Genomic DNA, 26,987 nt, shown 5'->3' with positions numbered 1-26,987 from the left:
CGGCGTGAACGCGACCGGCCTCACGAGTTCGTCGGCTGGGCATGAACCGCTTCCTCTGATGGAGCACGGCTGAGACCGGTGTCATACGGTGACGATCTGCCATTCCTGGTTGGCGCCGCTGTTGCCGGCCCATTGGATGACTCGGGCGCCGTCGGCTGTGGAGCCCCCTTCGACGTCCGCGCACAGTCCGTTGCCGACGTTGACGAGCTGGTAGTAGCCGCTTGTGGCCGCGGGGACGAGTTTCCACCGCTGGTTGGCGCCGTTGTCGCCGGTCGTCTGGACGAGGGCGGCGCCCTGAGTGGCGTTCGGGCTGGTGAGAAACTTGCCGCTGCCGGCACCGGCCAGCCGGACCGAGCCGTCGGAGTTCTGCGACATCTGCCACCGCTGGTTGGTCCCGCCGGTCCAGGGCCACTGGACGATGGCGGCGCCGTCGGCGGTGGAGCCGCCGTAGACGTCCAGCACCTTCCCGCTTTTGCGGTTGACCAGGCGGACGACGCCGGTGGACGGGCCGCCGGCGCCCAGTCCGACGGTGATCTGGGTCGCGGTGCCGGCGGTGAGTGACACCTGCCGGGCGTGGCCGCCCAAAGGTGAGGCGGCGACGCCCGCGCTGGTGGTGACGGAGGTGATCCCGCGCCGGCAGATGAGCGTCACGGTCTGGGTGATGTCGGAGATGACGGTGGCGGTGACGGTCCGGGCGCCGATGTCCCAGGTGAGCGAGTCGATCCGGATGCGGTTGCGGCCGCGCACGCCGGTGATCGTGCCCTTGGCGAACTGGTCGGGCAGCGCGGGCAGCAACTCCAGGATGCCGGGCCTGGTGTAGATCAATGCCTCGGCGAGGATCGCGGGCAGGGAGTTGGCGGCGTCGGCGTTGTAGATCGCCAGGTTCGGGTTGTGCGAGGTCATCAGCGACCGGAAGACCATGTTGTTGCCCAGGATCTTCCGCAGGTTGCCGTACACGCCGGCGCCGTCCTTCAGCCGGGCCCGGGCGAGGCTGCGGTGGATGGCGCCGTGGGCCTCTCCTGACTCGTCCCCTCGCAGGTCCAGGGCGCGGCTCGCGTAGCGGATCAGGTCGGGCTTGTCCTCGGGGTTGATCTCGTGCAGCGGCCAGACCGGGTACATGTGCTGGACGTGACGGTGGTTGTACCGGTCGGTCAGGCTGGGCCACGACCATTCCGCGAGCGCCCCGTCGCCGTTGATCCGATAGTCGGGCATCTTGGCCAGCAAAGCGGTCCAGCGTTGCACGCCTTGGCCCGCGCCCTGCTCGGTGCCGAGGAAGTCGGCGGCCTCGATGGCGGCCCGCAGCGCGTGCTTGCCCGCGGCGATCTCACCGGTCGCGTTGATCGACAACTGCCTGCCCGTGTTGCCGGGGCTGTTCTCCATGGAGAAGCACGGCACGAAAATGACCTTGCCGCCCGCGTCGGTGCGGGTGAGGAAGTCCTCGTAGAACAACGCGAGCTCGATCAGGACCGGGGCGAGCTTGGTGCGGTAGAAGGTGGCGTCACCGCTGACCTGGTAGTACTCCAGCAGCGGATAGAGCAGCCAGTCGGCGCCGCCGACCCAGGTGTGGCCGGGGAACCCGCCGTCGAAGTGCAGCATCTTGCCGTACTCGCCGTCGGTCCGGGAGGGGGCGAGCAGGCCGCGGGTGCCGTAGAGGTTCCTGGCGTTGGTGCGCCAGTCGTTGATCTGGCCGAGGATCAGGTTGAAGTAGCCGTCCATGACTTCGGTGAGGGACAGGATGTTGCCGCCGGCGACCTGGAAGTTGACGTTGGCGTCGGTGGTGAAGTCGCCGGCCCACGCCGCGTCCCACGCGCCCGTCCACAGGCCGGTCAGCCGCGGCGGCAGGACGCCGCTGGAGGAGAGGAACAGGTAACGGCCGGAGTCGTACATCCGCTCCAGCAACGCGAGGTCGATGACGTTGCGGTTGGAGTTCTGCCGCGCGACCAGCTCACCGGTCGACAGTCGCCGGTCGGCGGCGCTGACGTTCAGGTCGAGGCGTGAGCGGTCGTACAGCGGGGTGTGCAGGGCGGTGTGCCGCGTGAGCGACGCCGCGTAGTCGGCGCTCAGCGCGGCCAGTGCCGTGTGCAGCGGTTTCGCGTCCCACGCGGTGGACGACTCGTAGCGATCGAGCTTGGTCAGCAGCACGAGCTTGGTCGCCGCGGCCACCACGATGGCCGACCCGCTCACCCCTACCGAACCGCCGGACGCGACCACCCGGGTGACGCCCTCATAGCCGAACGCCCCCTGGCCGGAGGGGTATCTGCCCCTGAGGTTCAGGTAGCCGTCACCGTTGTCGACCGTGGCCAGGGTGGTGAAGGCGACGGACCCCGGCACGCCGCTCAGGCCCGTGTAGACGCTGAGCGTGGTGTCGATCGTCCGGCCCGGGGCGGGAGTGAGTTCGTGGACGATCACCCGGTCGGCCCGGGAGACGAAGGCCCGGCGTGTCCACACACCATTGCCGTCGGTCCACGTCGAGGTCACCTCACCGGTCCTGAAGTCGGTGATCCGGGCGTAGTCGCCGACCGTCGTCATCCCCGGGGTGCTGATCCGCAGCTCATAACCTGGATGGAAGGTCTGGGTCCAGCGCAGCGACCAGCCGGAGGTGAAGTCGCCGGTGGCGCCGTTGAAGTCACCGGCGAGCGCCTTGTCCCTGACTCCCGCCAACCGGCCCGACAGCACCGGCGGAGTCACATTACGGCTGCCGTTGGGCATCACGAACCGATGATGGGTGAAGACGACCTTCTCCAGGGCGGGCGCACCGTAGAGCATGGCCCCGTACTCACCGTTGCCGGTCAGGAAGGCATCGGTCCAGCCCGCCGCGGCGGCCGTGTCGTAGATGCCGCGCTGCGGCAGGGACACCTGCGGCGGCACGGCGGCGGCCGCCCGGTCAGCGAAGATCGTCGAAGGCAGCGCGGCGGCACCGACGGCCGCCGCTGTGGTCGCGATGAAACGTCGGCGGTTCAGCGGCATGTTCATCGAAGCTCCTGGTGACGAATGGGGGGCGATGGTCGCGGCCACGTGCCGCCTGTGCCGCCACGGCTCGCCGCCTTGGTGGCGGCCGCCGATGGACGGAGCGCCCTGATGCGGAGCACTCGGTCAGATGCGGAGCACTCGGTCAAAGGTGCCTCCGGCGGCAAGAACACCATGCGGTATGTCGAGGAGACATCCCATGAATGAAGCGTCCGCAACGTACGACGTATCATGTCTGCCGTCAAGGACGCTAGCGAACGCCGCGTCACCTCTGGCTCGGATTTCCAGGACGGCCGCCGGACCTCCCAGGAGTTCCGTGCAACTTTCATCAGCCGGAAGGCCGCGATCCAGGCCGGCGACCGCGAGATGCGCCTACCGTCCATCACCTCTCTCGCTCTTTCGTCACCGGAAGTCATCCCACCTTAGATGGACGACGAGCCGACATGGCGCCGGCGGATGACGCACAAGCCGGGCGCAGGGTTGCCATCGCCGCCGCACCGTTGACCGGACGGTCCCTGTCAGGCCGGGTTGCCCGTGTCCTTCAAGGAAGGCACGCCTTACATCTCGGCGACTTGGAACCACACCGTTCTGTCCGCGTCGTCGTGGTGGGAGCCCCAGGCGGTGGCGATCGTGTTGACCAGCCACAGTCCCCGGCCCCCGTCGCTGTCCGCCTCGACCATCCGGGCGACGGGCGCGCTCGTGGCCGACCCGGCATCGGTCACCTCCACATGGACCGTCCTGGGGGCCACGGCGACGCGCACCGTCACCCGGCCGCCCACCGCGCTCCCGGAGTCGGAGTGGGCAACCGCGTTGGTCACCACCTCACTGAGAAGGAGCAGGACGTCGTCCAGGGCCGGAGCGGCGACCCTCGTCGCCAGCAGTCCACGCACCCACGCCCGCGCGGCCGGGACGGAGGCGATGTCACCGGGAAACTCCCCGCACCACGCCTCCGTCCCCGGCACCGCGCCACCGTGCCGGAGCACCTGCTCGTCCGACCTCATTCCCTCACCGCCGACGTGACCACGCACGCCGCATGCTCCGCGCCCGTCGCCGCCGGACCACTGTCGGTACATCTTCGGCGTGGGCCGCCGTGGCAGGAAAGAGCGCCGTTCCGATCAGACATGACTCGTCCCCCTCGCTGATTCACGGGCGATGAATTGCTTTCCTTTGTCCTGTCGAACAAAGAAGGCGTGTGCTTAGATTGCCGTCGTGACCAGCGAATCCAGGACCGAATCGGTACCCCAGAAGATGACCTGCGATGACAGGATCCGGTTTACATAAACCGTCGCCTGGTATAGCCGCCCAGCCAGAAAGTCCATTTTTCCCTCTTTTCTGGAGGAACGCGATGAGCGTCGAGCCATTCCCCGGCCCGGAATCCCCCGCGCGCGTTTCGGTGCCGAGATGCGCCGCCTTCGGGAGGCCGCCCAACTGTCCCAGGCGGCGGTGGCCGCACGGCTGGGCTGCACCCAGACCCAGGTGAGCCGACTGGAGGCCGCCAGCCGCACTCCCTCGCTGTCCGACGCCGAGAAGCTGGACCGGCTCTTCGGCTCGGGCGACGGCGCCTTCTTCACGGACTTGCGTAAGCACATCGCCGCCCGTCCCAGCGGGCCGGCATGGTTCGTCGACTGGGCAGACGAAATCGAACCGGCTGCACGCATCATCTGGTCCTGGGACCCTCTGCTGGTCCCCGGCCTCCTCCAGACCCCCTCCTACGCCCGGCACATCTTCGGCCAGGAGCCCCAGATCGCCCCAGAGGAGGTAGAAGCACGCATCGAGGCCCGGGCACAACGGCAGGGCATCCTCGACCGGGATGATCCTCCCCTATTCGTGGCGCTCATCGATGAGGGAGTGCTGCGTCGTCAGGTCGGCGGGCCTGAGGTGATGCGAGAGCAGTTCGACTACTTGCTTGAGGTCATCGAGCGGCCCAACATCTCTTTCCAGGTTGTTGACCCGCACTGTCTCATCGGCTTGCTGGGAGCCTTCATGATCGCCGAACTCAAAGACGGGCGGCCGCACGCTATTCACGCGGACTCGTCGGCCGAAGGACAGGTGACCACCGACCACGACATGGTGACCTCGACTCGAAACCGATATGAAGCGATACGACTCTGGGCCTATCCTGAGCGCGTATCCATCAAGATGATCGAGGAAGCGAGGCAGGAATGGATCTAAGCGCCGCCGTGTGGCGGAAGTCGTCCTTCTCCGGCGGTAACGGCGGTCAGTGCGTCGAGGTCGCCGACAACCTTCCTTCTGTAGTCGCGGTACGCGACAGCAAGATTCCGGATGGACCCAAGCTGCTTTTCGACCCTTCCGGGTGGCGATCCTTCGTCGCCGGCGTCAAAACAGGCGCCTTCACCATCCCGTCCTGATCCGTCAGGCGCCGACCCTCTCACGGGCATCGTCGAGGATCACCCCGCCCGGGTCGGCTCGCGGCTCAGCCTTGCGAGTAGCCGACCAGGCGGTTGCGGGAACGTGCCGACGCCGATGCGAAACGCCTAGAGTTCGAGCAGGCCGACTCCGGCTGTACCCGTTGGCGGGTCAGTGCGCGAGCACGTCCGGGAAGCCGAACGTCGCGACCAGCGCGGGATCGTGGAACTTGATCACGCGGGAGACGCCGGTGGGGGTGGGGGTCAGCACCACGGCGCCGTCGGCTCGGAGCGCGCCGTCCGCATCCCGGTGGTACACGACGGCGGCGGGTTGGCCGTTGGCGGTGGTCGCGATCATCCGCCAGTCGCCCGGTGTGCCCAGCACGTACGCGTCGAGCATGTGGACGCACATCGCCCGGCCCGCCTGCCATTCGCGGAACGGGGTCGCCTCCAATGTGGCGTCCGTGCGCAGTACCTGTTCCAGGAGGCCGGCATCGGAGCGCTCGAAGGCCGCGATGTAGCCGTCGAGCAGCGCGCGTGCCCGCTGGTCGGTCGGTTCGAGCAGTTTCTCGGGCTCCGGCTTCAATTCGTCCAGCCGGGCACGGGCGCGCTGCAGACCGCTCTTGACCGCCGCCGTGGTGGTGTCGAGGATCTCCGCGGTCTCGGCCGCCGAGAACGCCAGCACCTCGCGCAGGATGAGGATCGCACGTTGGCGGGCGGGCAGGTGCTGCAGGCTGGCGATGAGCGCCAGCCGCAGCGACTCGCGTTCGACCACCACCGCAGCCGGATCGTCGGCGGGCGGGGCGATCCATGCGTCCGGCAGCGGTTCCAGCCATGAGACCTCGCCTGGAGCGACGGGACTCGGCGGGCGATCGGGTCCGTCGTAGGAGCCTGTCAGCCCCGAGGGCAGCACCCGGATCGGGCGCGGCTTCAACGCCGTCAGGCAGACGTTGGTAGCGATCTTGTAGAGCCAGGACCGAATCGACGCCCGGCCCTCGTATCCGGAGTAGGACCGCCACGCCCGCAGATAGCTCTCCTGCACCAGATCCTCGGCGTCGTGCGCCGAGCCGACCATGCGGTAGCAGTGCGCCAGCAACTCCCGGCGGAACCGCTCGGTCTCGGTGGTGAACCGATCTCGATTCGGTGCCGCCCGCAGATGCGATGTCACGCCGCGAGCCTAGTGCTGCGACACGTCCGGGCGTGGTCCACGTGCCGACGACGCCAGGCCCCGCCGCGGCCGCCATCGACGACGCGGGCACCCTCTCCGCCGATCACGGCTGCCCGTTCACGAGCAGGGCCAGTTTGCCGACGGTGGCCCTGGCTTCCAGTTCCGTCAGCGCTTTCGGGCCGTCGGCCAGTTCGTACACGGTGGGCAGGCTGGGGGCGAGCACGCCGGCCGCGATGAGCACGGACAACTCACCCATGAGCTCGCCGAAGATCTGCGGCGCGGCCTGGATCAGCACGCCGATATTGAGGCCGATGACGTGGACCTGATGCTTGTACACCAGCTCCCAGTTGGTGATCGGGGCCTCGCCGCCTGCCACGCCGTAGACGACGACCCGGCCGGTGACCCGCTTGGCCGCTGCCAGGCTGGCGGCGAAGGTGGCGCCGCCGGCCGACTCCAGAACCACATCGACGCCGGAACCGCCGGTCAGCTCCGTCACCTCGGCGGCGAGGTCGCCGCCGAGGGAGTCCAGGACGTGGTCGGCTCCCAGTGCCAGCACTGTCTCGTGCTTGCCCGGCGAGGCGGTGGCGATGACCGTCGCACCGTAGTGCTTGGCTATTTTCACCGCAGCCTGGCCGGTCCCGCCCGCCGCGGCGTGGATCAGCACAACGTGCCCGGCAGCGATGCCGCCCAGCGGCTTGAGCGCGGCCAGCGCGGTGGGCCAGTTCACGACCAGACCCAGCGCCTGCTGCTCCGTCCAGCCCGAAGGCACCGGCACCGCCGCAGCCGCCGGCAGGACCATGTACTCGGCGAAAGCGCCGTCTCCGACACCGACGACATGGGCCCCCGGTCGCGGGCCGGTCACCGCCTCGCCCACCGCGACGACCTCACCAGCGGCCTCGAAACCCGCCAGGTACGGTGGCCGCGGGCCGTCCAGGAACGTGCCGCGGGCCTTCGAGATGTCGGCGAAGTTGATCCCGGCGGTGGTGACGCGGATCAGGACCTCGCCCTGGCCGGGGCTCGGCACCGGCGCGTCGGTGATCAGGCGCATGTCCTGCGGGCCGTTGAGGGACGTCTGCTGCAGCGCGCGCATGGTCGCGGGAATCCTCATTGCGGATCAGCCTCTCTTTCTCGGCGTACATGAGAGAGACCGACCGGCCCGTTGCGCGGGCCGCGCCTCCCCCCATGTAGACCCCGGCCACTACAAAAAGGAATCGGCCGCTCCCGAACCGCACGGAGTCAGCGCTTCAGCGTGGTCTTGTGGTCGACGTGACCGTTGGATGACCGTCCTAGCAGCACGCAATGCGGCTGGAGGTCATGTCCGGCCGGGTCGGCGCCGGTTCAGGCGCCGGTTCAGGCGCCTGCCTCGAGCACGGCGAGGTCGCGCACCGCATACCGGTGATGCTCGGCCTCTTCCTTCAGCACCACCTTGAGGCAGCGGCGCACGACGTACTCCTGGTCGGGATACGGGTCCGCAGGCTTGCGACCGCATACCCGATCGAGCTCGGCCTCGGTGAGCCCGTCGACGACACGGCGCATCGTGGCCATGCGGGCGAGCCGCGGCGCGAGCACCTCGTCGAGCGTCGGGGTGGCTTCGAGGGTGAGACCGAGCTTCGCCGTCGCGTCGGGCGGCATCCCGCCGGCAGGGAAGCCCAACGGGTGGTACGACGCTTCCTCCTCCAGCACGGCATTGCCGAGCCAGGCATCGCCGGCGAACAGCAGGTGCCGTTGGGTCTCGACCAACGACCACTCGCCGTTGACCTGCTCGTGCAGCTTGGCCTCGGGCAACAGCCTGGCGCGGTCGAGTGTCGCCGCCCACAGCGTCTCGATGGCATCCCAAGCAGCCCGATAGTCGTCGGGGGACGCGGCGTCACGCGCCAGCACCCGCGCGGGGTGCCGCCGGTCGAGCTCGGCCTCGACGTAGGCGGTCACGTCGACGTCGTTGACGACGAGACGTTCGAAGTCGCCACCGAGGTAGACGTCGCTCCCATAGCAGTCGACGATCTTCAGACCGCTGACCTCGCAGTCGCGGATCTCGAGACCGGCAAGGTCGCACTGGTGGATGCGGGCACCACGGAACTGGTCACTCTGGGCGTACTCAGCAGTCATCGGGGCAGTCTTCCGCACCCGTCCCGCCCGCGCCACCTTCGGCAATGTCGATCACGTGGAACGACCCTCCGCGCCAGGCCCCCAAGCCAGGCGGGCAGCGGCACTCGCATCCCACCCGGCCGAATGGCGCCGAAGCCACCGGCCATTCGGGCTCCATCTCCTCGATGGCGCTCTTGACCACGTCCCCGACGTGCCCGCCGGCCTGCCATCGCTGACGTCGGACAGCTCGAACTAGCCGGCCGTGATCTCTTCGGGGACGGCGCGGACGCCGCTCTCGGGCACGACTCCGTACAACAGCCGCAGCGTCGCGTCGGTGAGCGTGTCGAGCAGTTCGTCGTCGGTGTGCTCGCCGGGGTTGGCGAACGCGTCGGCGAGCGTCGAGATGCGCAGGTTGAGGACCATCGACGCGAGCAGCGCGGGCGGCCCGTCCACGGTCAGGCCGGCCCGCGCGTCCCGCTCGATGCGCCGGCTGACCGCCGAACAGCCGTCGGCGGTGAGGCGCTCACGAATCTGGAGGACCTCCGGCCCCGGGTCGGGATTGTGGAAGGCCTCGCGCATCCACCGGCCTTCGACGCGCCACCGGGCCAGCGCGCCGGCCATGCCCCGGCGCAGCGCCTCGCGGTCGAGGCCGTCGGAGGCCAGCCACTCGGCCATCTCCTTGTCGTTCTCGCCGATGACCTGGTCGCACAGCGCGGCGAGCACCGCCTGCTTGGACTCGAAGTAGAAGTAGAAGCCCGATCGGGCGATGCCGGCCGCGCTCGCCAACTCGTCGATGGTCACCTGGCCGAACGGCTTATCGCGGAATATCACGCGGGCGGCGTCGAGCAGGGCGCGCTCTCGCTGGTCGCCCTTCGTGGGGCCTCTGCGGCTTCCGATTCCAGGCATGGCACGAGTCTACAGCCGCGCCACCTGCTATCGACACAGCATCGGCTTTTTTCGACACGATGTTGAGAATCATCAACTTCCCGTCTAGGCTCTGCCGGAGTACCCGCTCGAAGAGGAGTTCGTCATGTCGCAGGCCGCGCACGCGTCCCGGCCTTCCCGCCTCGTCCTGCCGATCGCGGCCTACAGCGTCCTTCTGGTCTCCGCGCTGCAGACCCTGGTCGTACCGGTCGTCGCGAACATCCAGGTCGACCTGCGCGTCTCCGCCACCGCGGCCAGCTGGGTTGTGACGGCCAACCTGCTGGCGGCGGCCGTCCTGACCCCCTTGGTCGGCCGGCTCGGCGACCTGCGCGGGCGGCGCCCGGTCATGCTCGGCGTGCTCGTCGTCGTCCTGGCCGGCTCGCTGATCGCGGCGACGACCGCCGACCTCCCCCTGCTGCTGCTCGGCCGCGTCATGCAGGCCGCAAGCTTCGGGCTGTTCCCGCTGGCCATCGGCGTGCTCCGCGAAGAGCTGCCGCCACTCCGCCTCACCGGCGCCATGGCGCTCGTGAGCGGCATGCTGGCGGTCGGCGCCGGGCTCGGGCTGGTGGTCACAGGGCTGCTCATGAGGTCCGGCGGCGACTACCACCGGTTGTTCTGGCTCGCGACGCTGATGAGCGCCGTCGGGCTCGCCGGGGCATGGACGCTGCCGCGCCGCAAGGCGGTGGCCTCCGGAGGCATCGACTGGACGGGCGCGATCCTGCTCGGCGCCGGCCTCGTGCTGCTCCTGCTGCCCCTGGAGGAGGGCAACACGTGGGGGTGGGCGTCGCCCGCGGTGCTCGTCTCGCTCGCCGGCGCCGTCGTCGCCTTCACGGCTTTCGTGCTCGTCGAGCGGCGCATCGGCCAGCCGCTGGTCAGCATGCGGATGCTCACCCACCGCCCGATCGTCCTGGCGAACGTGGCGGGCCTGTTCCTCGGCGTCTCGATGTTCGTCGCCTTCCTCGCGGTCTCGGTCTTCGTGCAGACGCCGGCCGCGGTCGCCGGGTACGGCTTCGGGGCGACGGTGCTCGCCACGAGCCTCATCTACCTGCTGCCCGGCACCGCCGCCGGCGTCGTCACAGCTCCGCTGGGCGGGCGCCTCGTCGCCCGCTACGGCGCGAAGGCGACCCTGGTCCTGTCGATGCTGCTGGCCTTCGCCGGATTCACCTTGCTCGCCGCCCTGCACACGGCGACGTGGGAGGTCATCGCCGGAGCGTTCGTGGTCAACACCGCCGTGACGTTCGGCTACGCGGCCCTGCCTCCGCTGCTCATCGAGCACGTGGCTCCGGCCGAGACCGGCATCGCCAACAGCGTGAACTCCATCGCCCGCTCGGTGGGCATGTCGCTCGGCACCGCCTTCGTCATCACCATGCTGACCCGCGACCTCATCCCGGGCGCGCCGGTGCCCGTGCCCCGCGAGTCCCAGTTCGTGCTCGTCTTCGCGGGCGCGGCGGCCGGCACGCTCATCGCCGCCGCCCTCATCGCGTGGGGACTCCCCCGAGGCCGGCGCACCGCGCTCACCACGGGCGAGGTCGAACTGGAGGACGTGCTGGGAGCGGCCGGGCTCGACGTGCCGACCACGCCGGCCGGCCGGCCGAGCACGGCCCGCATCTGACCGGCTCAGCCCCGAGGCGCCGCGAGGGACAGGACGGCGACAACGACCCGAGGCGAGAGCACCGGATCCGGCGGAGCGTGACCCACGGCGCCCTCGCCGGGCGGAGCAGGAGAGACAGGCGTCTTCGCCACCCTGTCCTGATTTCTCGGACGCACAAGGTCGGCCTGGCCGCGGCGCTGCGAGCGGCTCTCGATAGGGGACGATCAAGGCGTGAGGAAACTGGTCGTCTGCGTGGCACTGGCATCGCTGGCATCCTGCGGACACGGCGACGAGCAACGCGTCGTGCGCTCCTTCGCCGAGATGGAGCAGGTCGCTCGGACGGCCGGGCCGGACGACGGCACGAGAACCCGGCCGCGGGAGATCGGGGACATCGAGTTCCAGGCCGTCTACCGCGAGGGCGACCGCGTCTATTTCAAGGTGGGCGAGAACGGGCCCGGCGTGGACCCCTACGGCTACGTCTGGAGCCCTGAGCGGGTTCCGGACGACGACTCCGACCCGTCGGTCGCTTCGTCCTTCGAGCACATCCAGGGCCCCTGGTATCGCTGGAGTGACAGCTACTGAGGGGTCGGGGGCTTTCCGCGTCACGCCGGGCGGTTCGGTGGTCTTGACGGCCGGGGTGGTGGCGCGGACACTCTGCGCGGCGCCGGGCCTCACGTGTTCTCCGGGCCTGCCGCCGACCTCGTCCGCCCCGACGCGAAGGATGGGCGTTGCCCCCCACGTCATCCGCACCTCCGCCGGACGTCCGCGCCCCGGTGAGCCGTCATGCCGCCGCGCCGCGGCCTCCACCGGCGGCCGTCGCCGTACCCGCGCCCATGAAGCTTTCAACGCTGGCCCCTCATCGCCCGGCGGAGCGTGACCCACGGCGCTCGCCGGCAGGACAAGGAGAGACCGTGCGACGCATACAGGTGAAGGCGGCACTGGCCGCGCTGGCGGTGGCCGCCACACTGCCGCCGGCGGCCGCCCACGCGACCGCCCCTTCCGGTACGACACCCGCGGGGAACACGACATCCGCGGGAGCCACGGCGACGGCCGTGCCGGCCAAGGCGCACACCGCCGGCCGGGTCCAGATCGCCGGGAGGTCCGTGCGGTACAGCTGGCCGGGCGTCTACTTCGAGGGCCGCTTCGCCGGCACCGGAGTCGGGATCGCCCTGAACGACGCCGTCAACGACTACGACGTCCAGGTCGACGGCGCCACCGTCGCCACGCTGGTGACCCCGGGCCGCACCACATACTGGGTCAGGAACCTGCGCCACGGCCTGCACAGTGTGCGGCTCGTCAAGCGCACCGAGAGCCCATCGGCCGTGGGCGAGTTCGGCGGATTCGTCGCCGCCCCGGGCGGCGCCGTCCTTCCCCGGCCGGCCGATCGCCGCCGGCAGATCGAGTTCATCGGCGACTCCTACACCGCCGGCTACGGCAACCTCTCCCCCACCCGCGAGTGCCCCGCCCCGGGGCAGCTCGACCGGAACACCAACGCCGACCTCGCCTTCGGCGCCCTCACCGCGCGCGGCCTGGACGCCGACTACCAGCTCAACGCCTTCTCCGGCCGCGGGATGGTGCGCAACTACAACGGCATCGAGCCGGGCACCGACTTCCGCACCTACTACGACCGGGCCCTGATCGGCGTGCCCGGCGACGTCTGGAGGAACCCGGGCACCTGGCGCCCGCAGCTGATCGTGGTCGGCCTCGGCATCAACGACTTCTCCACCGCCGTCAACCCGGGCGAGCCGTGGACCCCCGAATCCCTGGTCGCCGCCTACAAGACCGCCTACCAGGGCTTCATCGACAAGCTCCGCGACCGGTACGGCAAGCGCGCGATCATCGTGGTCAGCGCGACCCGCGCGTCCGACGCGACGACGTTCGCCGACGCGGCGCGGCAGATCGTCCAGGACCGCAACGAGCAGGGCGACGACCGGGTGCGCTATTGGTACTACGACAACGCCGAACTCGACTACGGCGGCTGCGACTGGCACCCGTCCGCGCACGACCACCGGATCATCTCCCAGCGGCTGAACGACTTCATCGCCACGCTTCGCCTGCGCTGGTAGACGCACCACGCCACGCGCCGGGCGGCGGGGCCGTCCGGCGCGTGGCGCGCAGGCGGCCGATCCTGTCGCTCGCGCCCTCGGCGAACCAGATCGTCCCGCCGGCGCCCGCGGTGATGCCGAGGGGTTCGGCGGCGGAGGTGGGCACCGCGAAGTGCGTGATCTTCCCGGTCCGGGTGATCCGTCCGACGCGGCCGGCGGCGCGTTCGGTGAACCACAGGTCCCCGTTCGCGCCCGGGGCGATGTCGAGAGGCTGACCGCCCTCGGCGAGCTGGAACTCGGTGATCCGGCCGCTCGGCGTGATGCGGCCGATCCGGTCGACGCCCCGCTCGGTGAACCACAGGGCATGGTCCGGGCCGGTGACGATGCGGTGCGGGTCGCTCCGCGGGGTGGGAAGCGCGAACTCGGTGATCCGCCCGGTGAGGGTGATGCGCCCGATGCGGTTGCCGCCCGGCTCGGTGAACCACATCGCGCCGTCCGGACCTGCCGTGATGGCGTGCGGCGCGCTGCCGGAGGTGGGCACGGGGAACTCCGTGATCCCACCCGCGGGTCTGAGGCGCCCGATCTTGCCGGCCGCCCCCTCGGTGAACCACAGGTTCCCGTCCGGGCCGGTGGCGATGCCCTCCGGACGGCTGCCAGGGGTGGGTATCGGCACTTCGGTGATGTCGCCGGCGCCGGTGATCCGGCCGATCTTGTTGCCGAGGAACTCGGTGAACCACATGGCGCCGTCCGGGCCGGCGGTGACGTCGAGCGGGGCGCCCTCCGGCGTCGGGATCGGGAACTCGGTGAGCGCGCCGCCGTCGCCGATGCGCCCGATCCGGTCGCCGGTCAGCTCGGTGAACCACACGGTGCCGCCCGCACCGGCGGCGAGGAACGTCGGGCCCGAGCCGGGCGTGACGGGAAATTCGGTCACGACCGGGGCGTGGAGCGTCCTGGCGTGCGCCGGATCGGCGAGGACGGCGGACAGCGCGACGGCGACTCCGGCGATCGTCGTCACGGCTCGCCCACCGGATGTTCTGGAACGCATGAACGGCTCTCCTTGTCGGATGCGGCTGGGGGGAGATCCACGGGCGCGACGGCCGTCCGCCGGCCCGCGTGACGGACCCACGGGGATGGTGCCGCCTGACGTCGGGTCAGGTGCAACCAGGTGCAACCAGGAGGAACCGGCGGCGGGGTCATGCCCGAGCAACGGTCCAGGGGGAATCGGTGGTGTCCGGGGCTTGTGCCTGACGTCGCGTCAGGCAATAGCGTCGATCCGGGTGATCACGTGGACGAACGACTCTGGAAGATCGGTGACCTGGCCGCGGCGACGGGCCTCACCGTCCGCGCCCTGCATCATTTCCACCGGATCGGGCTGCTGGCGCCGACGGTGCGCACGCCGGCCGGGCACCGGGTGTACACCGGCGGCGACGTCCGCCGGCTGTACCGGATCCTCGCGCTACGCCAGCTCGGGATGCCGCTGGCCCAGATCGCCGAGTCGCTCGACGGCGGCCCCGAGGACCTCGGCTCGGCGGTACGCGCCCAGCTCGCCCACGTCGAGCGCACCATCGAGGCGCATCGCCACCTGCGCGTCCGGCTCACGGCCCTCCTCCAGGCCATCCTGCGGGCCACCGAGCCGTCCATCGACCAGCTCATCGAAGCCATGGAGGCACTCGTGCAGGCGAACGACTTCACGCCCGAGCAACTGGCTCAGGCCAAGCGGCGGCATCTGGATCCCGGCTTCGCCGACAGGTTCACCGAATGGCTGCGGCAGGGTGCCGAGGTCGTCGCCGAGCTCCAGCGGCACATCGACGACGGAACGGACCCGGCCGACCCCGCCGCACAGGAGTCGGCGCGGCGCTGGACCGCGCTGATGCGGGACATGGCGGGCGGAGACCCGGCCATGATGTCGTCGATCTATGCCCGGATCGACAGGAAAGGGCCCGAGGCCGCGACGCGCGGCGTGCTGACCGCACAGGTCTGGGACTACCTCCAGCGGGCGTTCGCGATCGGTTTCGGAGCCTGAACGCCGTCTCGACGAGGGACGCGGAACCTCGCCCCCGGGCGAGGCGGCCGAAAGAGTGACGCACGCGGGGCGGCGGAGTCGTCCGGCGCCCGGCGGTGCCAGGGCCGGGCGTCGCCGGGGCGGGCCGGCGGGTCAGCCGTGGAGGTAGTCGACCAGGTGGGCCTTCTCGGTCTCCAGTTCCTCGATGGCGCTCTTGACCACGTCCCCGATGCTGACGATGCCCGCCAGACGGCCCCCGCTGACGACGGGAAGGTGGCGGAAACGGTGGTCGGTCATGGTCTTGCGGATGTCCTCGACGTCCGCGTCCGGCTCGCAGGTGCGGACCGGAGTGGTCATGATCGACGCCACCGGCTCGTCCAGGACGCCGGGGCCGCGCTGGTGCAGCCGGCGCACCACGTCGCGCTCGGAGACGATGCCGACGATCGTCTCGCCGTCCTCCGACACCACGACCGCGCCGATGTTGAGATCGGCGAGAGTCGCCAGCAACTCGTTGACCGTGGCCTGCGGGCGCACGGTCGTCACCGTGCTTCCTTTGCTCCGCAGGATCGCGCTGATGAGCATCGACACCACCTCGTCACGGTAAGGGGAGGCCAGGAAGGGTATCTGTGGCTTCCCCACTTGACACTATCCTTAAGCGCGCTTTCGCCTAAAGGCGTTCCGCGGACCCCGGACGGCCTGAGTACCATGCCAGCCACCACTTCTCTCCACGGGGCCGCAGATGAACGACAAGCTGAACACCGGAAGTCACGACCTGCCGATATCCGACGCCTTGGCCGCCTTCATGACCGGCGGCTGGGACGACACGAGCCGGCATGATCTGGCGCCGCTGCCGCTCGCGGCCTACACCGCCAAGCGCCGGGCCGCGCTCGTTCAGCGGTTCCCCGGTGAGCGGCTGGTCATCCCCTCAGGGACGCTCAAGGTCCGCAGCAACGACTCCGACCACCGGTTCAGGACGCACAGCGCGTTCGCCTACCTGACCGGCGGGCAGCAGCCGGACGACGTGCTGGTCATCGCGCCCTCCGGGGCCGCCACGCTGTTCACCCGCCCCCGCTCCCCGCGTTCCGCCGAGGGCACGGCGGGCCAGGAGTTCTACCGCGACCGCCGGTACGGCGAGTTCTGGGTCGGCGCGCGGCCGACCCTGGCCGAAGCGGAGGCGCTGTACCAGATCGAGTGCGCGCCGATCGGCCGCCTGCCCGACGCCCTGGGCGGGCCCGCCAGGGTGCTGCGCGGCGTCGACGCCTCCGTGGACGCCCGGGTGGCGCCGCACGACGGGGACGACGAGCTGACCTCGTTCCTGGCCGAGATGCGGCTGATCAAGGACGACTGGGAGGTCGCCCAGCTCCAGCACGCCGTCGACGCCACGGGGCGCGGTTTCGAGGACGTCGTGCGCGCGCTGCCGCAGGCCCTCGCCCACCCGCGCGGCGAGCGGTACGTCGAGGGGGTGTTCGGGCTGCGGGCCCGGCTGGAGGGCAACGCGGCCGGGTACGACAGCATCGTGGCCTCCGGCGCGCACGCGTGCGTGCTGCACTGGATCCGCAACGACGGAGCGCTGAACCGCGACGAGTTGCTGCTGCTGGACGCCGGCGTCGAGACCGACGAGCTGTACACCGCCGACATCACCCGCACCCTGCCGCTGTCGGGCCGGTTCAGCCCCGTCCAGCGGCAGGTCTACGAGCTGGTGTACGAGGCGCAGAGCGCGGCGATCGCCGTTCTGCGGCCGGGCGCGCGCTTCCGCGACTTCCACGCCGCCGCGATGCGGGTGATCGCCGAGGGGCTGCGCGAGTGGGGGGTGCTCGACTCCGCCGAGGGAGACCTGCACCGCCGGTACACCCTGTGCAGCAGCGGGCACATGCTCGGCCTGGACGTCCACGACTGCGCCAAGGCCCGCGCGTCCGTCTACCTCGACGGCGTGCTCGAGGCCGGTCAGGTGCTCACCGTCGAGCCCGGCCTGTACCTCCAGCCGGACGACCTGACCCTGCCGCCGGAGTTCCGCGGCATCGGCGTGCGCATCGAGGACGACCTGCTGATCACCGAGGACGGCGCCCGTCTCATGTCCGCGGCCCTCCCCCGCCACCCCGACGAGATCGAGGCCTGGATGGGAGATCTCGTCCCTTGATCCCGGCCGGTCGCGGTGCCGCTAGGGTGGGCGCGTGCGCGATTCGATCGTGATGGCCGGCCGCACGGACGCCGTGCTGGCCGCGGTGGGTGGCACGCTGACCGACACCGAGCGCGAGCGGGCGGCGCGCTTCGTCCGCGATCGCGACCGGGACGACTTCGTGGCCGCCCACCTGCTCGTCCGGCAGTGCGCCGCCGCCTGCCTGGGGCTGCCCGCCGACGAGCTGACCTTGATCCAGTACTGCGACGAGCACGGCCCCGGCCACGGCCGCCCGTCCATCGCCGAGGCGCCCGATCTCGGCGTGAGCCTGTCCCACACGTCCGGGTACGTGTGCGCCGTGGCGGGGACGGGCCGGGTGGGGGTCGACGCCGAGCACGTGCCGGACGGCGAGGTCGATCGCGGCCTGGTCGAGTTCACCCTGACGCCCCGCGAGCTGGCCCTGTTCGGCTACGACAAGCGGCGGGTGATCCGCCAGTGGGTGCGCAAGGAGGCCCTGGTCAAGCGAGGCGAGCTGAAGATCGACGACTTCCCGCTGACCGACCTGTCTGACATGGACGGTCACGGCGCGCCCGAAGGGACGCCGGGATGGAAGGGGCGCCGCCTACTCGAGTGGACCTCCGGCCCCGTCGTCGGAGCCGCCGTCACCGACCACCCGGCCGAGCTGCGCCGGATCGACGCCTGACCGCACCGGCGCGGGCGTCGCCCGGAGGCGCACGTCCGCTCCCGGAGTCGGGTCGAGGAAGACGTGCCCGATGCCGGGGAAGCGCTCCTTCAGGCGCCGCTCGATCTCGTCGGACACCTGTTCCAGCCGGTGCCCCGTGCACTCGTCCACGAAGTCGATCTTCGCGGCGACGAGCACGTCGTCCGGCCCCAGCATCATGGTCAGCAGCTCGACGACCTCCTGCACCTCCGGACGGTCGTCGATCTCCGCGAGGATCGCCCGCTGGACGCGGGGCGGCGCCGCCTGCCCGATCAGCAGCGAGGCGTTCGCCCTGATCAGGTACAGCGCGACGCCGAGCAGCAGCAGGCCGATCACGATCGACGCCAGGCCGTCCCACAGCGCCGACCCGGTGAGCTGGAAGCCCAGCAGGCCGAGCGACGCCACGCCGATGCCCAGCAGGGCGGCCGCGTCCTCGAAGACGACCGCCTTGAGCGCCGTGTCCGTGGTCTTCACGACGTACCGCCCGGGGCTCACGTTCAGCCGGCGGGCCTCCGTGCGCACCTGGTGGAAGGCCCGCAGGAACGAGACGCCCTCCAGTATGAAGGCGATCACCAGCACGATGTAGGAGACCCTGAGGTCGCCCAGGTCCTCCCCGTCCATGATCGTCTGCACGCCGTGGGTGATCGAGAAACCGGCGCCGATCAGCAGCGTCGCGCCGGCCGCCATGAGCGCCCAGAAGAACCCGGCCTTGCCGTACCCGAACGGATGCCGCGGGTCGGCCGGATGCCCGCTGCGCCTGACCGCCACCAGCAGCAGCACCTCGGTCACCGTGTCGGCGGCCGAGTGCGCGGCCTCCGACAGCATGGCCGCCGAACCACTGATCAGGCCCGCCGCGACCTTGGCCACCGCGATCGCGAGGTTGATCCCCGCGGCCACCGCGACCGTGAGGAGGCTCTCCTGACCGGAAGCGGGCCGCGTCCCGTCGTCGCTCATCTCGCCGCTCCTTCTCCTTTGTCCGGGCGCAGATACATCGTTCCGGCCGCAAAGTCGTGCAAATCAGGAACGATCCTTGCATTCGACCGAGGTCAACCGCCTCATGAGGGCCCCGGGGGAGATAGATTCACAACCATGAGCACGGCGGAATCGGACGACCTCGACACCAATTGGCTGAGCGGCGGCGAGCAGCGAGCGTGGCGCGCCCACCTCGCGGCGCACAAGCTTCTCGAGCATCGGCTCGACCGTGAGCTTCAGGGGTTCGGACTGTCGCTGAACGACTACGAGATCCTGGTGAACCTCTCCGAGAGCCCGGGCCATCGTATGCGCATGAGCGACCTGGCCGAGGCGACGATCCAGTCTCGCAGCCGCCTGTCCCACCAGATCGCCCGCATGGAGGCCGCCTCCCTCGTCAGCAGAGAGAGCTGCCCCGACGACCGGCGGGGGACGTTCGCCGTGCTCACCGAGCAGGGCTGGGAGACGATGCAGCGCGTCGCGCCCATGCACGTCGCCAACGTCCGCTACCACTTCATCGACCGCCTGACGCCCGAGCTCATCGAGGCGCTCGAGGTCGCCTACAGCCCGGTCGTCAAGCACCTCCTGCGCCTGCGGGCGGAGGAACGCTCCTAGCGCCGTCCGACCTCAAACCGATACTCGGAAACGCGCGGATGAGCGCGCCGTGGTGGCTAGCATCCCGGCTGTGTCGAAAAGGTCGCTCGCTTCCCGGTCTCACCGTGCCGTCCCCATCGGCGCCGCCTCCTCCAGGCTCGCCCCGGCCCGGACGGGTCCCTCACCGGACGCCGCCTCCAGGGCGGGCTCGCCGCCCGGGCGCGCGTCGCTGCTGATGGTGTGGCTCGTCCTCGCGCTGGGGCTGGCCGTCGCCTGCACGTCCTCGCCGGGCGGCGCCGATCTGCCCGCGGGCCGCGAGCTGCTCGACAAGGCCGCGGCGGCGATGCGCGACGTCAAGAGCGTCGCGTTCGCGATCACGAGCGAGGGCAAGCCGCCGGTTCCCGTCAAGAACGCCGACGGCTCCCTGACGCGTGAGGGCGACGCCAAGGGCACCCTGCAGATCGACGTCCTGGGCAACCTGCAAGAGCTGAACTTCGTCCTGACGGGCGACACCGTGTACTTCAAGGGCCCCACCGGGGGCTACCAGACGATGACCCGCAAAGAGCTGGCGAGCATCTACGACCCCTCGGCCATCCTGAACCCCGAGACCGGGGTGGCACGCCTGCTGTCCACCGCCTCCGATCCCAAGACCGAGGCCGCCGAGAAGATCGACGGCGTGGACGCCTACCGCGTGGCCGTGACCCTGTCACAACAGGTCATCGTCACGCTGGTGCCCGCGGTGAACCAGGGCGTCAACGGGAAGGTGTGGATCGCCAAGGACACCGGCCGCCTGCTGAAGGCCAGCCTGCCCATCGGCACGGGCGCCAACAGCGGCACGGTGCTGGTCACCCTCGACGACTACGACGCCCCCGTCACGATCGCCACCCCGTCGGGCTGACACGCGGCCCTGTTCGCGGCCAGGCCACCCCGGACGCCGTGCCCGCGCGTGCCGCCGTTCCCATTCCGGTGCCCTGGCCCGCGGCCTCCCGCGCTCCTGAGTAAGGCCCCTGGCCTGCCCTCCTGACCACCCAGGTGCAGTACACCTAGGGATTTCCCGGTGCTCTCCCCTGAAGCGGGACTACAGCCGGCGATCCTACGTTCGTCAGCGAAAGCCGCGTCGCTCAAGGAGGGCGAGATGCCATCGATCGGATCCGTACGCGTCACACCGGCGCGCCCCCGACCAGCCGAAACGGTCTTGGTCGAGGTTCTGGACGACAACGGCGTGCCGCTGGCGGAGGACGCCGTGGTGGTGGACGGCCGCAACGGCGCCGTCCACCACCTTCAGTTCGCGGCCCCAGGGCCGCGGAGTCTGACGATCCGCCATGGGGAGGAGTCACACGACGTCGTCATCCCGGTGGAGGGCGAGCCTGTCACGGTGCGAAGTCCCGCCTCGGCGGCTCCGGTGCCCGCCATGCTGCGGGTGGCCCGTCCCTCGGCCGCCGGGTACCGGGTCGCGTTCACCCTGGGCGACCTCTCGGCGCCGTCCCAGCGCAGCCGGGTGCGCGCGCCACAAGCAGGACCCCGATCCTCCTTGTCCGCCCCCACCATCCCCGGGGGATTCGCGAAGGCGCTGCGTACTCTCGCGCGGGAACCGGTGCGGGTCACCGACCAGCCGATGATCGGGCGGCGGGGCACGCGCGGCCCGTGGCGAATGGAGGTGACCTCCGGCCCGCTGGACCCCACCCGGGCGCGGCAGATCGTCCAGACGGGGATCGACAGGACCAAGGCCCGGTACGAGTGGGACTTCGGCGACGGGACCACCGCCGTCACCATGGCGCCGTTCGCCGAGCACGACTACAGCGGCTCCATCGACCACCGGCGCCGCAGCACCGGATTCGTGATCCGCTGCCGCTCGGTGGAGGACGAGGTGGAGGTGTCCAGGAATCTCACCGTGTACTCGGCCTACGCCACCTGCCGGGATCTCGGCACCATCGTGCCCCCGACGACATCGGAGCTGTTCGCCGCCAAGTCGCACGCCGGCTTCGTCGGGCAGTTGCAGGTGCGCAATGTCGAGGAGGTTCCCCTCATCCTCGATCGCATGGCCGTCGTGCCGCTGTCCGGAGATCTGCCGCCCGCCTTCACGGCTCTGGGAACGCCGGTGACGATCGCGCCGGAGTCCGTCAAGGCGATCGCCGTCTGCGCCCCCTACGGGGACTCGCTCGCACCCGACGCCGACGGATTCACCGTGTACTACGCCGGCTCCGCGGGCGGTACGCCGGTGCGCTTGTCGGCGACGTTCGAGATTCCGGCGCCGATCCGCATGGCCGAGGCCAAGGTCGACACGCAACAGCAGCAGACCTGGCCATGGGACGAGGTCGTCCTGGGGCTCGACGAGATCCTCCAGGACGTGAGCCACGATGTGCTGTCGCCGCAGGACCTCGTCATCGACCAGGTGTCGGGAACGGTGGCCATCGACGTCCGCTCGGGCCCGAAGATCGGCGCGCAGGCACGCGACGCGATCGCTACGGTGCTCAGCGCGCCGGCCGCCATCGCCGGCCTGGTGGGGGTCCCCGGAAGCGCGGGGACGGCGGCGCTGCTGCCCGGGTCCATGGCACTGATGGCGTTGCCCGCACCCGGCCCCGTGGTGGAAGGCGCGGTGTGCGACCCCGCCAACCTCGGCGAGCAGGAGAGGCAGCAGGCCCGCGACGGCAACCTGGCCTGCCAGCTCACGACCGAGGAGATCGAGGTCACCCTGCCGGCCCGGTTCTTGAACGCCCGCAAGGGGGACGTGGTGCTGTCACCGGGCGGGCCCGACGTCATCGGGCAACTGCTCCGCCGGGTCGACCCACCGATGCCCTACAGCCACTCCGGGATCATGACCCGCAACCACGACGAGATCACCCACTCCACGGCGTCATCCGAGCGGTTGTTCGACCGCATCGACGCCAGCCTCGGCGGCGCGGTGAACTCGGCCAACCTCATCGACCCCGGCGCACTGAAGTACATGTGGCCCGGCGTGGTGGCGCAGAGCGTGGACGGCGCGGTCCACGGAGAGGAGTTCATCGACCCGGACGGCGACTCGTACGTGATCTCCGCGTTCACGCCGTACGGCATCGGGAGCACCTACGACGACCGGTTCGAGGTCGTCCAGCCCTTGGTGCTCAAGCCCGACCCGTCGCAGGAGACCGCCACCGTCCGGGCGATGTTGCACGCCGCCGCCGACAGCGCCCGTGCGGGGGCCGGGCGTCCCGGCGTCACCTCCAAGAGCCACTACCGCCTGTACGCCTACACCGATCCGCGTTCGACGCTGACGCCGGCCGGCCCGGAGGCCGGGTGGGCGCAGGGCACGGTCGGCACGGTCTGCTCCTCGTTCATCTGGGACGTCCACCGTCGGCTCGGGCACGTCCTGGAGGCGCGCCGGGCCGCGGTCCTGCCCGAGGACCTGGAGGCTGAGGACGTCGCCTCGGGCGCCGAGGTCTCCCCCAACTCGCCCGATGGTCTCTACCGGTACACCGCCGCCGAACGCCTGGCGGCGGCGACCTGGCTGTACGACTACACCCGCCGGCAGGCTCTGGACCAGATGGGCTGGCTGGGCGGGCTGGCCGATCTCCTCACCGACTACGCCGACAACATCGCCGGGCAGCTGGTGAACGCCTTCGCCGCCGACGACGACCAGGGCGGCAACTCCGACGCCTGGCGCGGCGTCACCGACGCGTCGGCCATATCCCCTGACAACCTGCTGTTCTGGGACGGCCCCGCCCAGGGCGGGCTGTACGGCTACGCCGAACCGCTGCAGTTCCGTGAGCCTCGGACCGAGCGCGTCACCATCTCCCGCTGGCGACGCGTCATGGTGTCGGGAACGGTCAGCGGTCAGGTCCGCTTCCGTAACGCTCCGGTGGCGGGCGCGGTCGTCCAGATCTTCGACGGCAAGTCGGCCATCACTGGTCCCGACGGCCGCTACACCCTGCCCGACGTCCCCTTCGGCGCCTACCAGCTCACGGCGGCCAAGTCCATCGGCGGGGTGCTGATGACCGCCGCCCGGCGGATCACCCCCGATGAGCCCGCCGAGACCCGCGTGGTGGATCTGGACCTGGAAGAGCCTCCAGAGCGCTTCCGCCGCGTCACGCTCTTCTTCGACTTCTACGGCGTCGACGACGAGCCCTGGCCGTTCCCGGCGCAGATCTCCGACCCCGGCCCGCGGTCGGAGATCCTCGTGCTGACCCCGGACCAGCCCGTCCGGCGGCTGGCGCCGCCCCCCGTCTACCTGGTCGCGGACGAGGTGCGGATCGAGTACGACATCACCTGCCGACTGCTCGTGACCAACGCCGTCGACGTCGAGGTCAGGTGCCTGTTGTACGAGGGCGGCTGGGGTCAGGCCGGGAACACCACCGACCTGGACGGGACGGCCACCACGTCACTGCTGGTGGCGCCGGGCGCCTCCCACGGGACGTCCCTGCGCGTGCACAACACCGACGAGGGCGGCGACTGGGCCGAACTCGCCCTCACCGTGGCCAACGACCGGGCGACGAACTGATGACGGGGTGGCCCTTACCGCGGGGGAAGGGCCACCCCGTCAGGTGGCGTCCCTCACCCATCGCGCTCTCTGTGCAAGGGATTTCCCCGGACAGCGCGAGTTCCTACTCTGGTCACGCGACCCGATCCCGGCGGGCCGCGAGCCGGGTGATGGAGGCCACCGTGATGAGCACGATCTGCGGCCGGACTTCGGAGATCGACGCGCTCGGCCGCCTGCTCGACACGGCGAAAGGCGGCCGGAGCGGCGTCCTGGTGTTGTGCGGTGAAGCGGGCATGGGCAAGACGGTCCTGCTGGACTTCGCTCGTGCGCACGCCGACGGCCTGCGCGTGGTCTCCATCGCGGGAGTCGAGACGGAACGTCACATTCCCTTCGCAGGTATCTCCCAGCTTGTCCTGCCCGCGACGGATCTGCTGGACCGCCTGCCCACGAGCCAGGCGACCGCCATGCGGGCGGCCCTGGCACTCGGCCCGGCCGTCTCCCCCGACCGCTTCGCCATCTGCGTGGCCATGCTGAACCTGTTCAGCGTCATGGCCGAGGAGGGGCCGCTCCTGGTGACGATCGACGATCTCCACTGGCTGGACGACTCCTCGGCCGAAGCGATCGTCTTCGCCGCGCGGCGGCTGGTGTCCGAAGGCATCGCGCTTCTGGCGGCCACGCGCGAGAGCAACGGAGGCATGCTGGGCACCGCCCGGCTGCCGGTCATGAGTCTCGCTCCATTCGACGAGCGGGCCGCGGCCCAGCTCATCACGGGCCTGACGCGGATCGCGCCCGACCCCCGCCTGGTCGAGCGACTGGTGGCGAGCACCGGAGGAAACCCCATGGCGATCCGCGAGGTCCTGGACGGCATGACGGCCGGCCAGCTCCGCGGTCACCAGACCTCTCCGGACTTCACTCCGGCCAGGAACACCGCCACCGCGCTGTTCGCGACGCGGGTCGCCAACCTCGACGAGCAGGAACGGACCTTGCTGCTGCTGATGTCCCTGGCCACGGGCGGCGACATCGACCCGGTGCTCAACGCGGCCGAGATCCTCGGCGTGCCGACGGAGGCACTCGACGGGCTGGAGGCGAGCGGTCTGGTACGGATCGACGGTGACCGGTTCGTACTCAGCCATCCGCTGGTCCGCTCGGCGACCATGGCCTCCTTCGCGCCCGGCAGGCACCGCGCCGTCCACCGACTGCTGGCCGCCGCTCTCACCGATCCTCAGTACGCCGACCGCCGCACCTGGCATCTGGCGGAAGCGACGGTCGGCACCGACGAGCGGGTCGCCGAGGCGCTTGACCAACTCGGTGGCCGGGCGGTGGCCCGAGGGGGGCACGCCATAGCGGCCACGGCCTTCGAACGCGCCGCGCGGCTGAGCCGGATCGACCGCGACCGAGCCCGCAGGCTGCACTCGGCGGGAGCGGCGGCGCACTTCGCCGGGCAGTACGCCAAAGCGCGAGAACTGCTCGACAGGTCGGCGGCGTTGAGCACCGACCCGATCCTCGACGCCGACATCGTCGCGGTGCGCAGCCGCATCGAGTTCTTCAGCGGCCACGCGACCAGGGCGTATCTGCTGCTGCAGAGGACCGCGGGGCAGGTACGGGAGATCGACCGGTCCAGGGCCGCGGCGCTGTACGTGGACGCCGCCATGAGCGCCCTGCTCGCCGGAGACGTCGTGACCGCTTTCGAGACCGCCCACGAAGCCGAGGTGCTGGGGGACTCCGGCGGCTCGGTCGGCCTGGTCACCAAGGTGATCACCGGACTGGGCATGCTGCACATCGGGCAGCTGTCCGAGGGAGCGCTGAAACTCGCAGAAGCCTCGGCCATCGCCCTCGGTCGCACATCCGAGCGGCCCGCCGACGAGTACGTCGTCCTGACCGGCCTCGGCATGATGTGGATCGGAGAGCACGAGCAGGCCCGCCCGATCATCGGAGCCCTCATCGAGCGCATGCGGCGGGAGGGCACGGTGAGCTGGCTTCCCTTCGCGCTCTACGTGATGACCTACATCGAGGCCCGGTGCGGCCGGTTACGCGACGCGCACGCGATGGCCACCGAGGCCGTCGAGCTGGCACGTCTCACGATGGCGGACTTCTCGCTGTACCTGGCGCTCAGCGCGCTGGCGTACACCGAGGCCGTTCTGGGTGAGGAGGCGTCCTGCCGCCGTCACGTCGCCGAGGCGCTGGCGCTGATACCCGCCGACGCGGACTTCCCGCGGGACGCCGTCGAGGCGCTCGGCCTGCTGGAGCTCGGCCTTGGTCACCTGGACGCGGCAGTCAACGCCTTCGCCTCGCCGTACGCCCAGCCTCGGGGGGACACGGGCCGGATCGCCGAAAGTCATCCCGACCAGTTGGAGGCGCTGGTCAGGGCCGGACGCGTGCTGCCCCCCGACACGCTGGCGGAGAACGACGAGCGGTGCGCGCTCACCGGGCTACCGCTCACCGCGGCCATCGCCTGGCGGCTGCGGGGTCTCATGGCCGGGGACGCCGAGATGGAGACATGCTTCGAGACGGCACTGCGCCTGCACGACCAGGTGAGGTGCGCGTTCGAGACAGCGAGGACGAACCTGTATTTCGGCGAGCGGCTCCGTCGCACAGGACAACGCAAACGTGCCCGGCACTGCTTGCACGCCGCCCTGCGGATATTCGACGAGTACGGGTGCAGGCCGTGGTCACGGCGAGCGCGTGCCGAGCTCGCGGCCACCGGGGAATCTCTCAGGGAGGAGACACCCCTGTCTCGCCTGGAGGTCCTCACTCCCCAGGAGTATCAGGTGGCGCGTGCGGTGAGCACCGGCGTGACCAACCAGCAGGTGGCGTCGTCGCTGTTCATCTCCACCAAGACCGTGGAGTTCCACCTCGGCAACGTCTTCCGCAAGCTCGGGGTGCACAGCCGTACCGAACTGGCCGGGCGCTTTCCCAGTCTGGCCGAATGACGGCACCCCGGCGAGCGAGGGCCGCGCTCGCCCGGCCGTCGTCCGGGAAGCCGTCC

At 70.5% G+C, this 26,987-nt stretch carries 21 protein-coding genes; 12 read left to right on the top strand and 9 right to left on the bottom strand.

Features of this window, described 5'->3' with window-relative positions; all coding sequences use genetic code 11:
- Positions 1-81 precede the first annotated feature (81 nt).
- Together ACFO60_RS19460 and ACFO60_RS19455 are read right to left on the bottom strand one after the other, a co-directional pair.
- Positions 82-2,973: a glycosyl hydrolase family 95 catalytic domain-containing protein gene (locus ACFO60_RS19460; RefSeq protein WP_380841900.1), complete on the bottom strand. Its 2,892-nt coding sequence runs from the start codon at positions 2,971-2,973 to the stop codon at positions 82-84.
- Positions 2,974-3,524: 551 nt separating this feature from the next.
- The gene (locus ACFO60_RS19455; protein WP_380841899.1) at positions 3,525-3,968 is read right to left on the bottom strand and encodes an ATP-binding protein; all 444 of its coding nucleotides are present in this window, start codon (positions 3,966-3,968) and stop codon (positions 3,525-3,527) included.
- A 316-nt stretch (positions 3,969-4,284) separates the two neighbouring features.
- On the opposite strand from ACFO60_RS19455, the gene ACFO60_RS19450 reads away from it, so the two are divergent.
- Both ACFO60_RS19450 and ACFO60_RS19445 read left to right on the top strand, forming a co-directional pair.
- On the top strand, positions 4,285-5,139 hold the full coding sequence (locus ACFO60_RS19450; protein WP_380842000.1) for a helix-turn-helix domain-containing protein: 855 nt from the start codon (positions 4,285-4,287) through the stop codon (positions 5,137-5,139).
- Positions 5,130-5,336, top strand: coding sequence for a DUF397 domain-containing protein (locus tag ACFO60_RS19445; RefSeq protein WP_380841898.1), 207 nt, complete (start codon positions 5,130-5,132; stop codon positions 5,334-5,336). Before ACFO60_RS19450 ends, ACFO60_RS19445 begins: the two co-directional genes overlap by 10 nt.
- Positions 5,337-5,505: 169 nt before the next feature.
- Here ACFO60_RS19445 and ACFO60_RS19440 read toward each other — a convergent pair whose 3' ends face one another.
- The 4 genes from ACFO60_RS19440 to ACFO60_RS19425 form a co-directional block, all read right to left on the bottom strand.
- On the bottom strand, positions 5,506-6,501 hold the full coding sequence (locus ACFO60_RS19440) for an RNA polymerase subunit sigma-70 (protein WP_380841897.1): 996 nt from the start codon (positions 6,499-6,501) through the stop codon (positions 5,506-5,508).
- Between the two features lie 103 nt (positions 6,502-6,604).
- Positions 6,605-7,591, bottom strand: a complete 987-nt coding sequence (locus ACFO60_RS19435) for a zinc-binding dehydrogenase (RefSeq protein ID WP_380841895.1) — start codon at positions 7,589-7,591, stop codon at positions 6,605-6,607.
- A gap of 260 nt (positions 7,592-7,851) precedes the next feature.
- A complete protein-coding gene (locus ACFO60_RS19430) occupies positions 7,852-8,607 on the bottom strand; it encodes a DinB family protein (RefSeq protein ID WP_380841894.1) in 756 nt (251 codons plus the stop codon).
- A 231-nt stretch (positions 8,608-8,838) separates the two neighbouring features.
- Positions 8,839-9,492 (bottom strand): TetR/AcrR family transcriptional regulator, encoded by a 654-nt coding sequence (locus ACFO60_RS19425; RefSeq protein WP_380841892.1) that lies wholly within the window; start codon positions 9,490-9,492, stop codon positions 8,839-8,841.
- A 124-nt stretch (positions 9,493-9,616) separates the two neighbouring features.
- Between ACFO60_RS19425 and ACFO60_RS19420 the strand changes: the two genes are divergently transcribed.
- The 3 genes from ACFO60_RS19420 to ACFO60_RS19410 all read left to right on the top strand — a co-directional run bounded on the left by ACFO60_RS19420 (position 9,617) and on the right by ACFO60_RS19410 (position 13,167).
- Entirely contained in the window at positions 9,617-11,122 is a 1,506-nt protein-coding gene (locus ACFO60_RS19420; RefSeq protein WP_380841891.1) for an MFS transporter, read from the top strand.
- 210 nt (positions 11,123-11,332) lie between these two features.
- The gene (locus ACFO60_RS19415) at positions 11,333-11,683 is read left to right on the top strand and encodes a hypothetical protein (RefSeq protein WP_380841890.1); all 351 of its coding nucleotides are present in this window, start codon (positions 11,333-11,335) and stop codon (positions 11,681-11,683) included.
- Positions 11,684-12,012: 329 nt separating this feature from the next.
- Entirely contained in the window at positions 12,013-13,167 is a 1,155-nt protein-coding gene (locus ACFO60_RS19410) for an SGNH/GDSL hydrolase family protein (protein ID WP_380841889.1), read from the top strand.
- On the opposite strand, the gene ACFO60_RS19405 is transcribed toward ACFO60_RS19410, so the two are convergent.
- Positions 13,139-14,191 carry a Vgb family protein gene (locus ACFO60_RS19405; RefSeq protein WP_380841888.1) on the bottom strand — a complete coding sequence of 351 codons (1,053 nt, stop codon included), beginning with the start codon at positions 14,189-14,191 and terminating at the stop codon, positions 13,139-13,141. The two genes, ACFO60_RS19410 and ACFO60_RS19405, sit on opposite strands and share 29 nt — an antisense overlap.
- Before the next feature lie 240 nt (positions 14,192-14,431).
- Here ACFO60_RS19405 and ACFO60_RS19400 point away from each other — a divergent pair, with 240 nt between their 5' ends.
- Positions 14,432-15,169, top strand: a complete 738-nt coding sequence (locus ACFO60_RS19400; protein ID WP_380841886.1) for a MerR family transcriptional regulator — start codon at positions 14,432-14,434, stop codon at positions 15,167-15,169.
- 132 nt (positions 15,170-15,301) lie between these two features.
- Here ACFO60_RS19400 and ACFO60_RS19395 read toward each other — a convergent pair whose 3' ends face one another.
- A complete protein-coding gene (locus ACFO60_RS19395; protein ID WP_380841998.1) occupies positions 15,302-15,730 on the bottom strand; it encodes a CBS domain-containing protein in 429 nt (142 codons plus the stop codon).
- A 157-nt stretch (positions 15,731-15,887) separates the two neighbouring features.
- Between ACFO60_RS19395 and ACFO60_RS19390 the strand changes: the two genes are divergently transcribed.
- Entirely contained in the window at positions 15,888-17,285 is a 1,398-nt protein-coding gene (locus ACFO60_RS19390) for an aminopeptidase P family protein (RefSeq protein ID WP_380841885.1), read from the top strand.
- Between the two features lie 34 nt (positions 17,286-17,319).
- Positions 17,320-17,967 (top strand): 4'-phosphopantetheinyl transferase family protein, encoded by a 648-nt coding sequence (locus ACFO60_RS19385; protein WP_380841884.1) that lies wholly within the window; start codon positions 17,320-17,322, stop codon positions 17,965-17,967.
- Here ACFO60_RS19385 and ACFO60_RS19380 read toward each other — a convergent pair.
- Positions 17,887-18,939 (bottom strand): cation diffusion facilitator family transporter, encoded by a 1,053-nt coding sequence (locus tag ACFO60_RS19380; RefSeq protein WP_380841883.1) that lies wholly within the window; start codon positions 18,937-18,939, stop codon positions 17,887-17,889. The two genes, ACFO60_RS19385 and ACFO60_RS19380, sit on opposite strands and share 81 nt — an antisense overlap.
- A gap of 135 nt (positions 18,940-19,074) precedes the next feature.
- Between ACFO60_RS19380 and ACFO60_RS19375 the strand changes: the two genes are divergently transcribed.
- The 4 genes from ACFO60_RS19375 (at position 19,075) to ACFO60_RS19360 (ending at position 26,931) form a co-directional block, all read left to right on the top strand.
- On the top strand, positions 19,075-19,569 hold the full coding sequence (locus tag ACFO60_RS19375; protein WP_380841881.1) for a MarR family winged helix-turn-helix transcriptional regulator: 495 nt from the start codon (positions 19,075-19,077) through the stop codon (positions 19,567-19,569).
- A gap of 70 nt (positions 19,570-19,639) precedes the next feature.
- On the top strand, positions 19,640-20,446 hold the full coding sequence (locus tag ACFO60_RS19370) for an LppX_LprAFG lipoprotein (protein WP_380841880.1): 807 nt from the start codon (positions 19,640-19,642) through the stop codon (positions 20,444-20,446).
- Positions 20,447-20,743: 297 nt separating this feature from the next.
- Positions 20,744-24,022 carry a carboxypeptidase-like regulatory domain-containing protein gene (locus tag ACFO60_RS19365; protein WP_380841878.1) on the top strand — a complete coding sequence of 1,093 codons (3,279 nt, stop codon included), beginning with the start codon at positions 20,744-20,746 and terminating at the stop codon, positions 24,020-24,022.
- 164 nt (positions 24,023-24,186) lie between these two features.
- Complete coding sequence (locus tag ACFO60_RS19360) at positions 24,187-26,931, top strand: helix-turn-helix transcriptional regulator (RefSeq protein ID WP_380841877.1); 2,745 nt, start codon at positions 24,187-24,189, stop codon at positions 26,929-26,931.
- Positions 26,932-26,987 lie beyond the last annotated feature (56 nt).

The organism is Sphaerisporangium dianthi (assembly GCF_042654065.1).
GTDB classification, from domain to species: domain Bacteria; phylum Actinomycetota; class Actinomycetes; order Streptosporangiales; family Streptosporangiaceae; genus Sphaerisporangium; species Sphaerisporangium dianthi.
This window is presented reverse-complemented; position numbering and strand designations above follow the sequence as displayed.

Excerpts from the sequence above, each read along its gene's own strand:
- ACFO60_RS19405 (WP_380841888.1), bottom strand. The coding sequence starts at position 14,191 with ATGCGTTCCAGAACATCCGGTGGGCGAGCCGTGACGACGATCGCCGGA.
- ACFO60_RS19425 (WP_380841892.1), bottom strand. The coding sequence starts at position 9,492 with ATGCCTGGAATCGGAAGCCGCAGAGGCCCCACGAAGGGCGACCAGCGA.
- ACFO60_RS19360 (WP_380841877.1), top strand. The coding sequence starts at position 24,187 with ATGAGCACGATCTGCGGCCGGACTTCGGAGATCGACGCGCTCGGCCGC.
- ACFO60_RS19390 (WP_380841885.1), top strand. The coding sequence starts at position 15,888 with ATGAACGACAAGCTGAACACCGGAAGTCACGACCTGCCGATATCCGAC.
- ACFO60_RS19445 (WP_380841898.1), top strand. The coding sequence starts at position 5,130 with ATGGATCTAAGCGCCGCCGTGTGGCGGAAGTCGTCCTTCTCCGGCGGT.
- ACFO60_RS19420 (WP_380841891.1), top strand. The coding sequence starts at position 9,617 with ATGTCGCAGGCCGCGCACGCGTCCCGGCCTTCCCGCCTCGTCCTGCCG.
- ACFO60_RS19435 (WP_380841895.1), bottom strand. The coding sequence starts at position 7,591 with ATGCGCGCGCTGCAGCAGACGTCCCTCAACGGCCCGCAGGACATGCGC.
- ACFO60_RS19455 (WP_380841899.1), bottom strand. The coding sequence starts at position 3,968 with ATGAGGTCGGACGAGCAGGTGCTCCGGCACGGTGGCGCGGTGCCGGGG.
- ACFO60_RS19375 (WP_380841881.1), top strand. The coding sequence starts at position 19,075 with ATGAGCACGGCGGAATCGGACGACCTCGACACCAATTGGCTGAGCGGC.
- ACFO60_RS19380 (WP_380841883.1), bottom strand. The coding sequence starts at position 18,939 with ATGAGCGACGACGGGACGCGGCCCGCTTCCGGTCAGGAGAGCCTCCTC.
- ACFO60_RS19430 (WP_380841894.1), bottom strand. The coding sequence starts at position 8,607 with ATGACTGCTGAGTACGCCCAGAGTGACCAGTTCCGTGGTGCCCGCATC.
- ACFO60_RS19395 (WP_380841998.1), bottom strand. The coding sequence starts at position 15,730 with ATGCTCATCAGCGCGATCCTGCGGAGCAAAGGAAGCACGGTGACGACC.
- ACFO60_RS19460 (WP_380841900.1), bottom strand. The coding sequence starts at position 2,973 with ATGAACATGCCGCTGAACCGCCGACGTTTCATCGCGACCACAGCGGCG.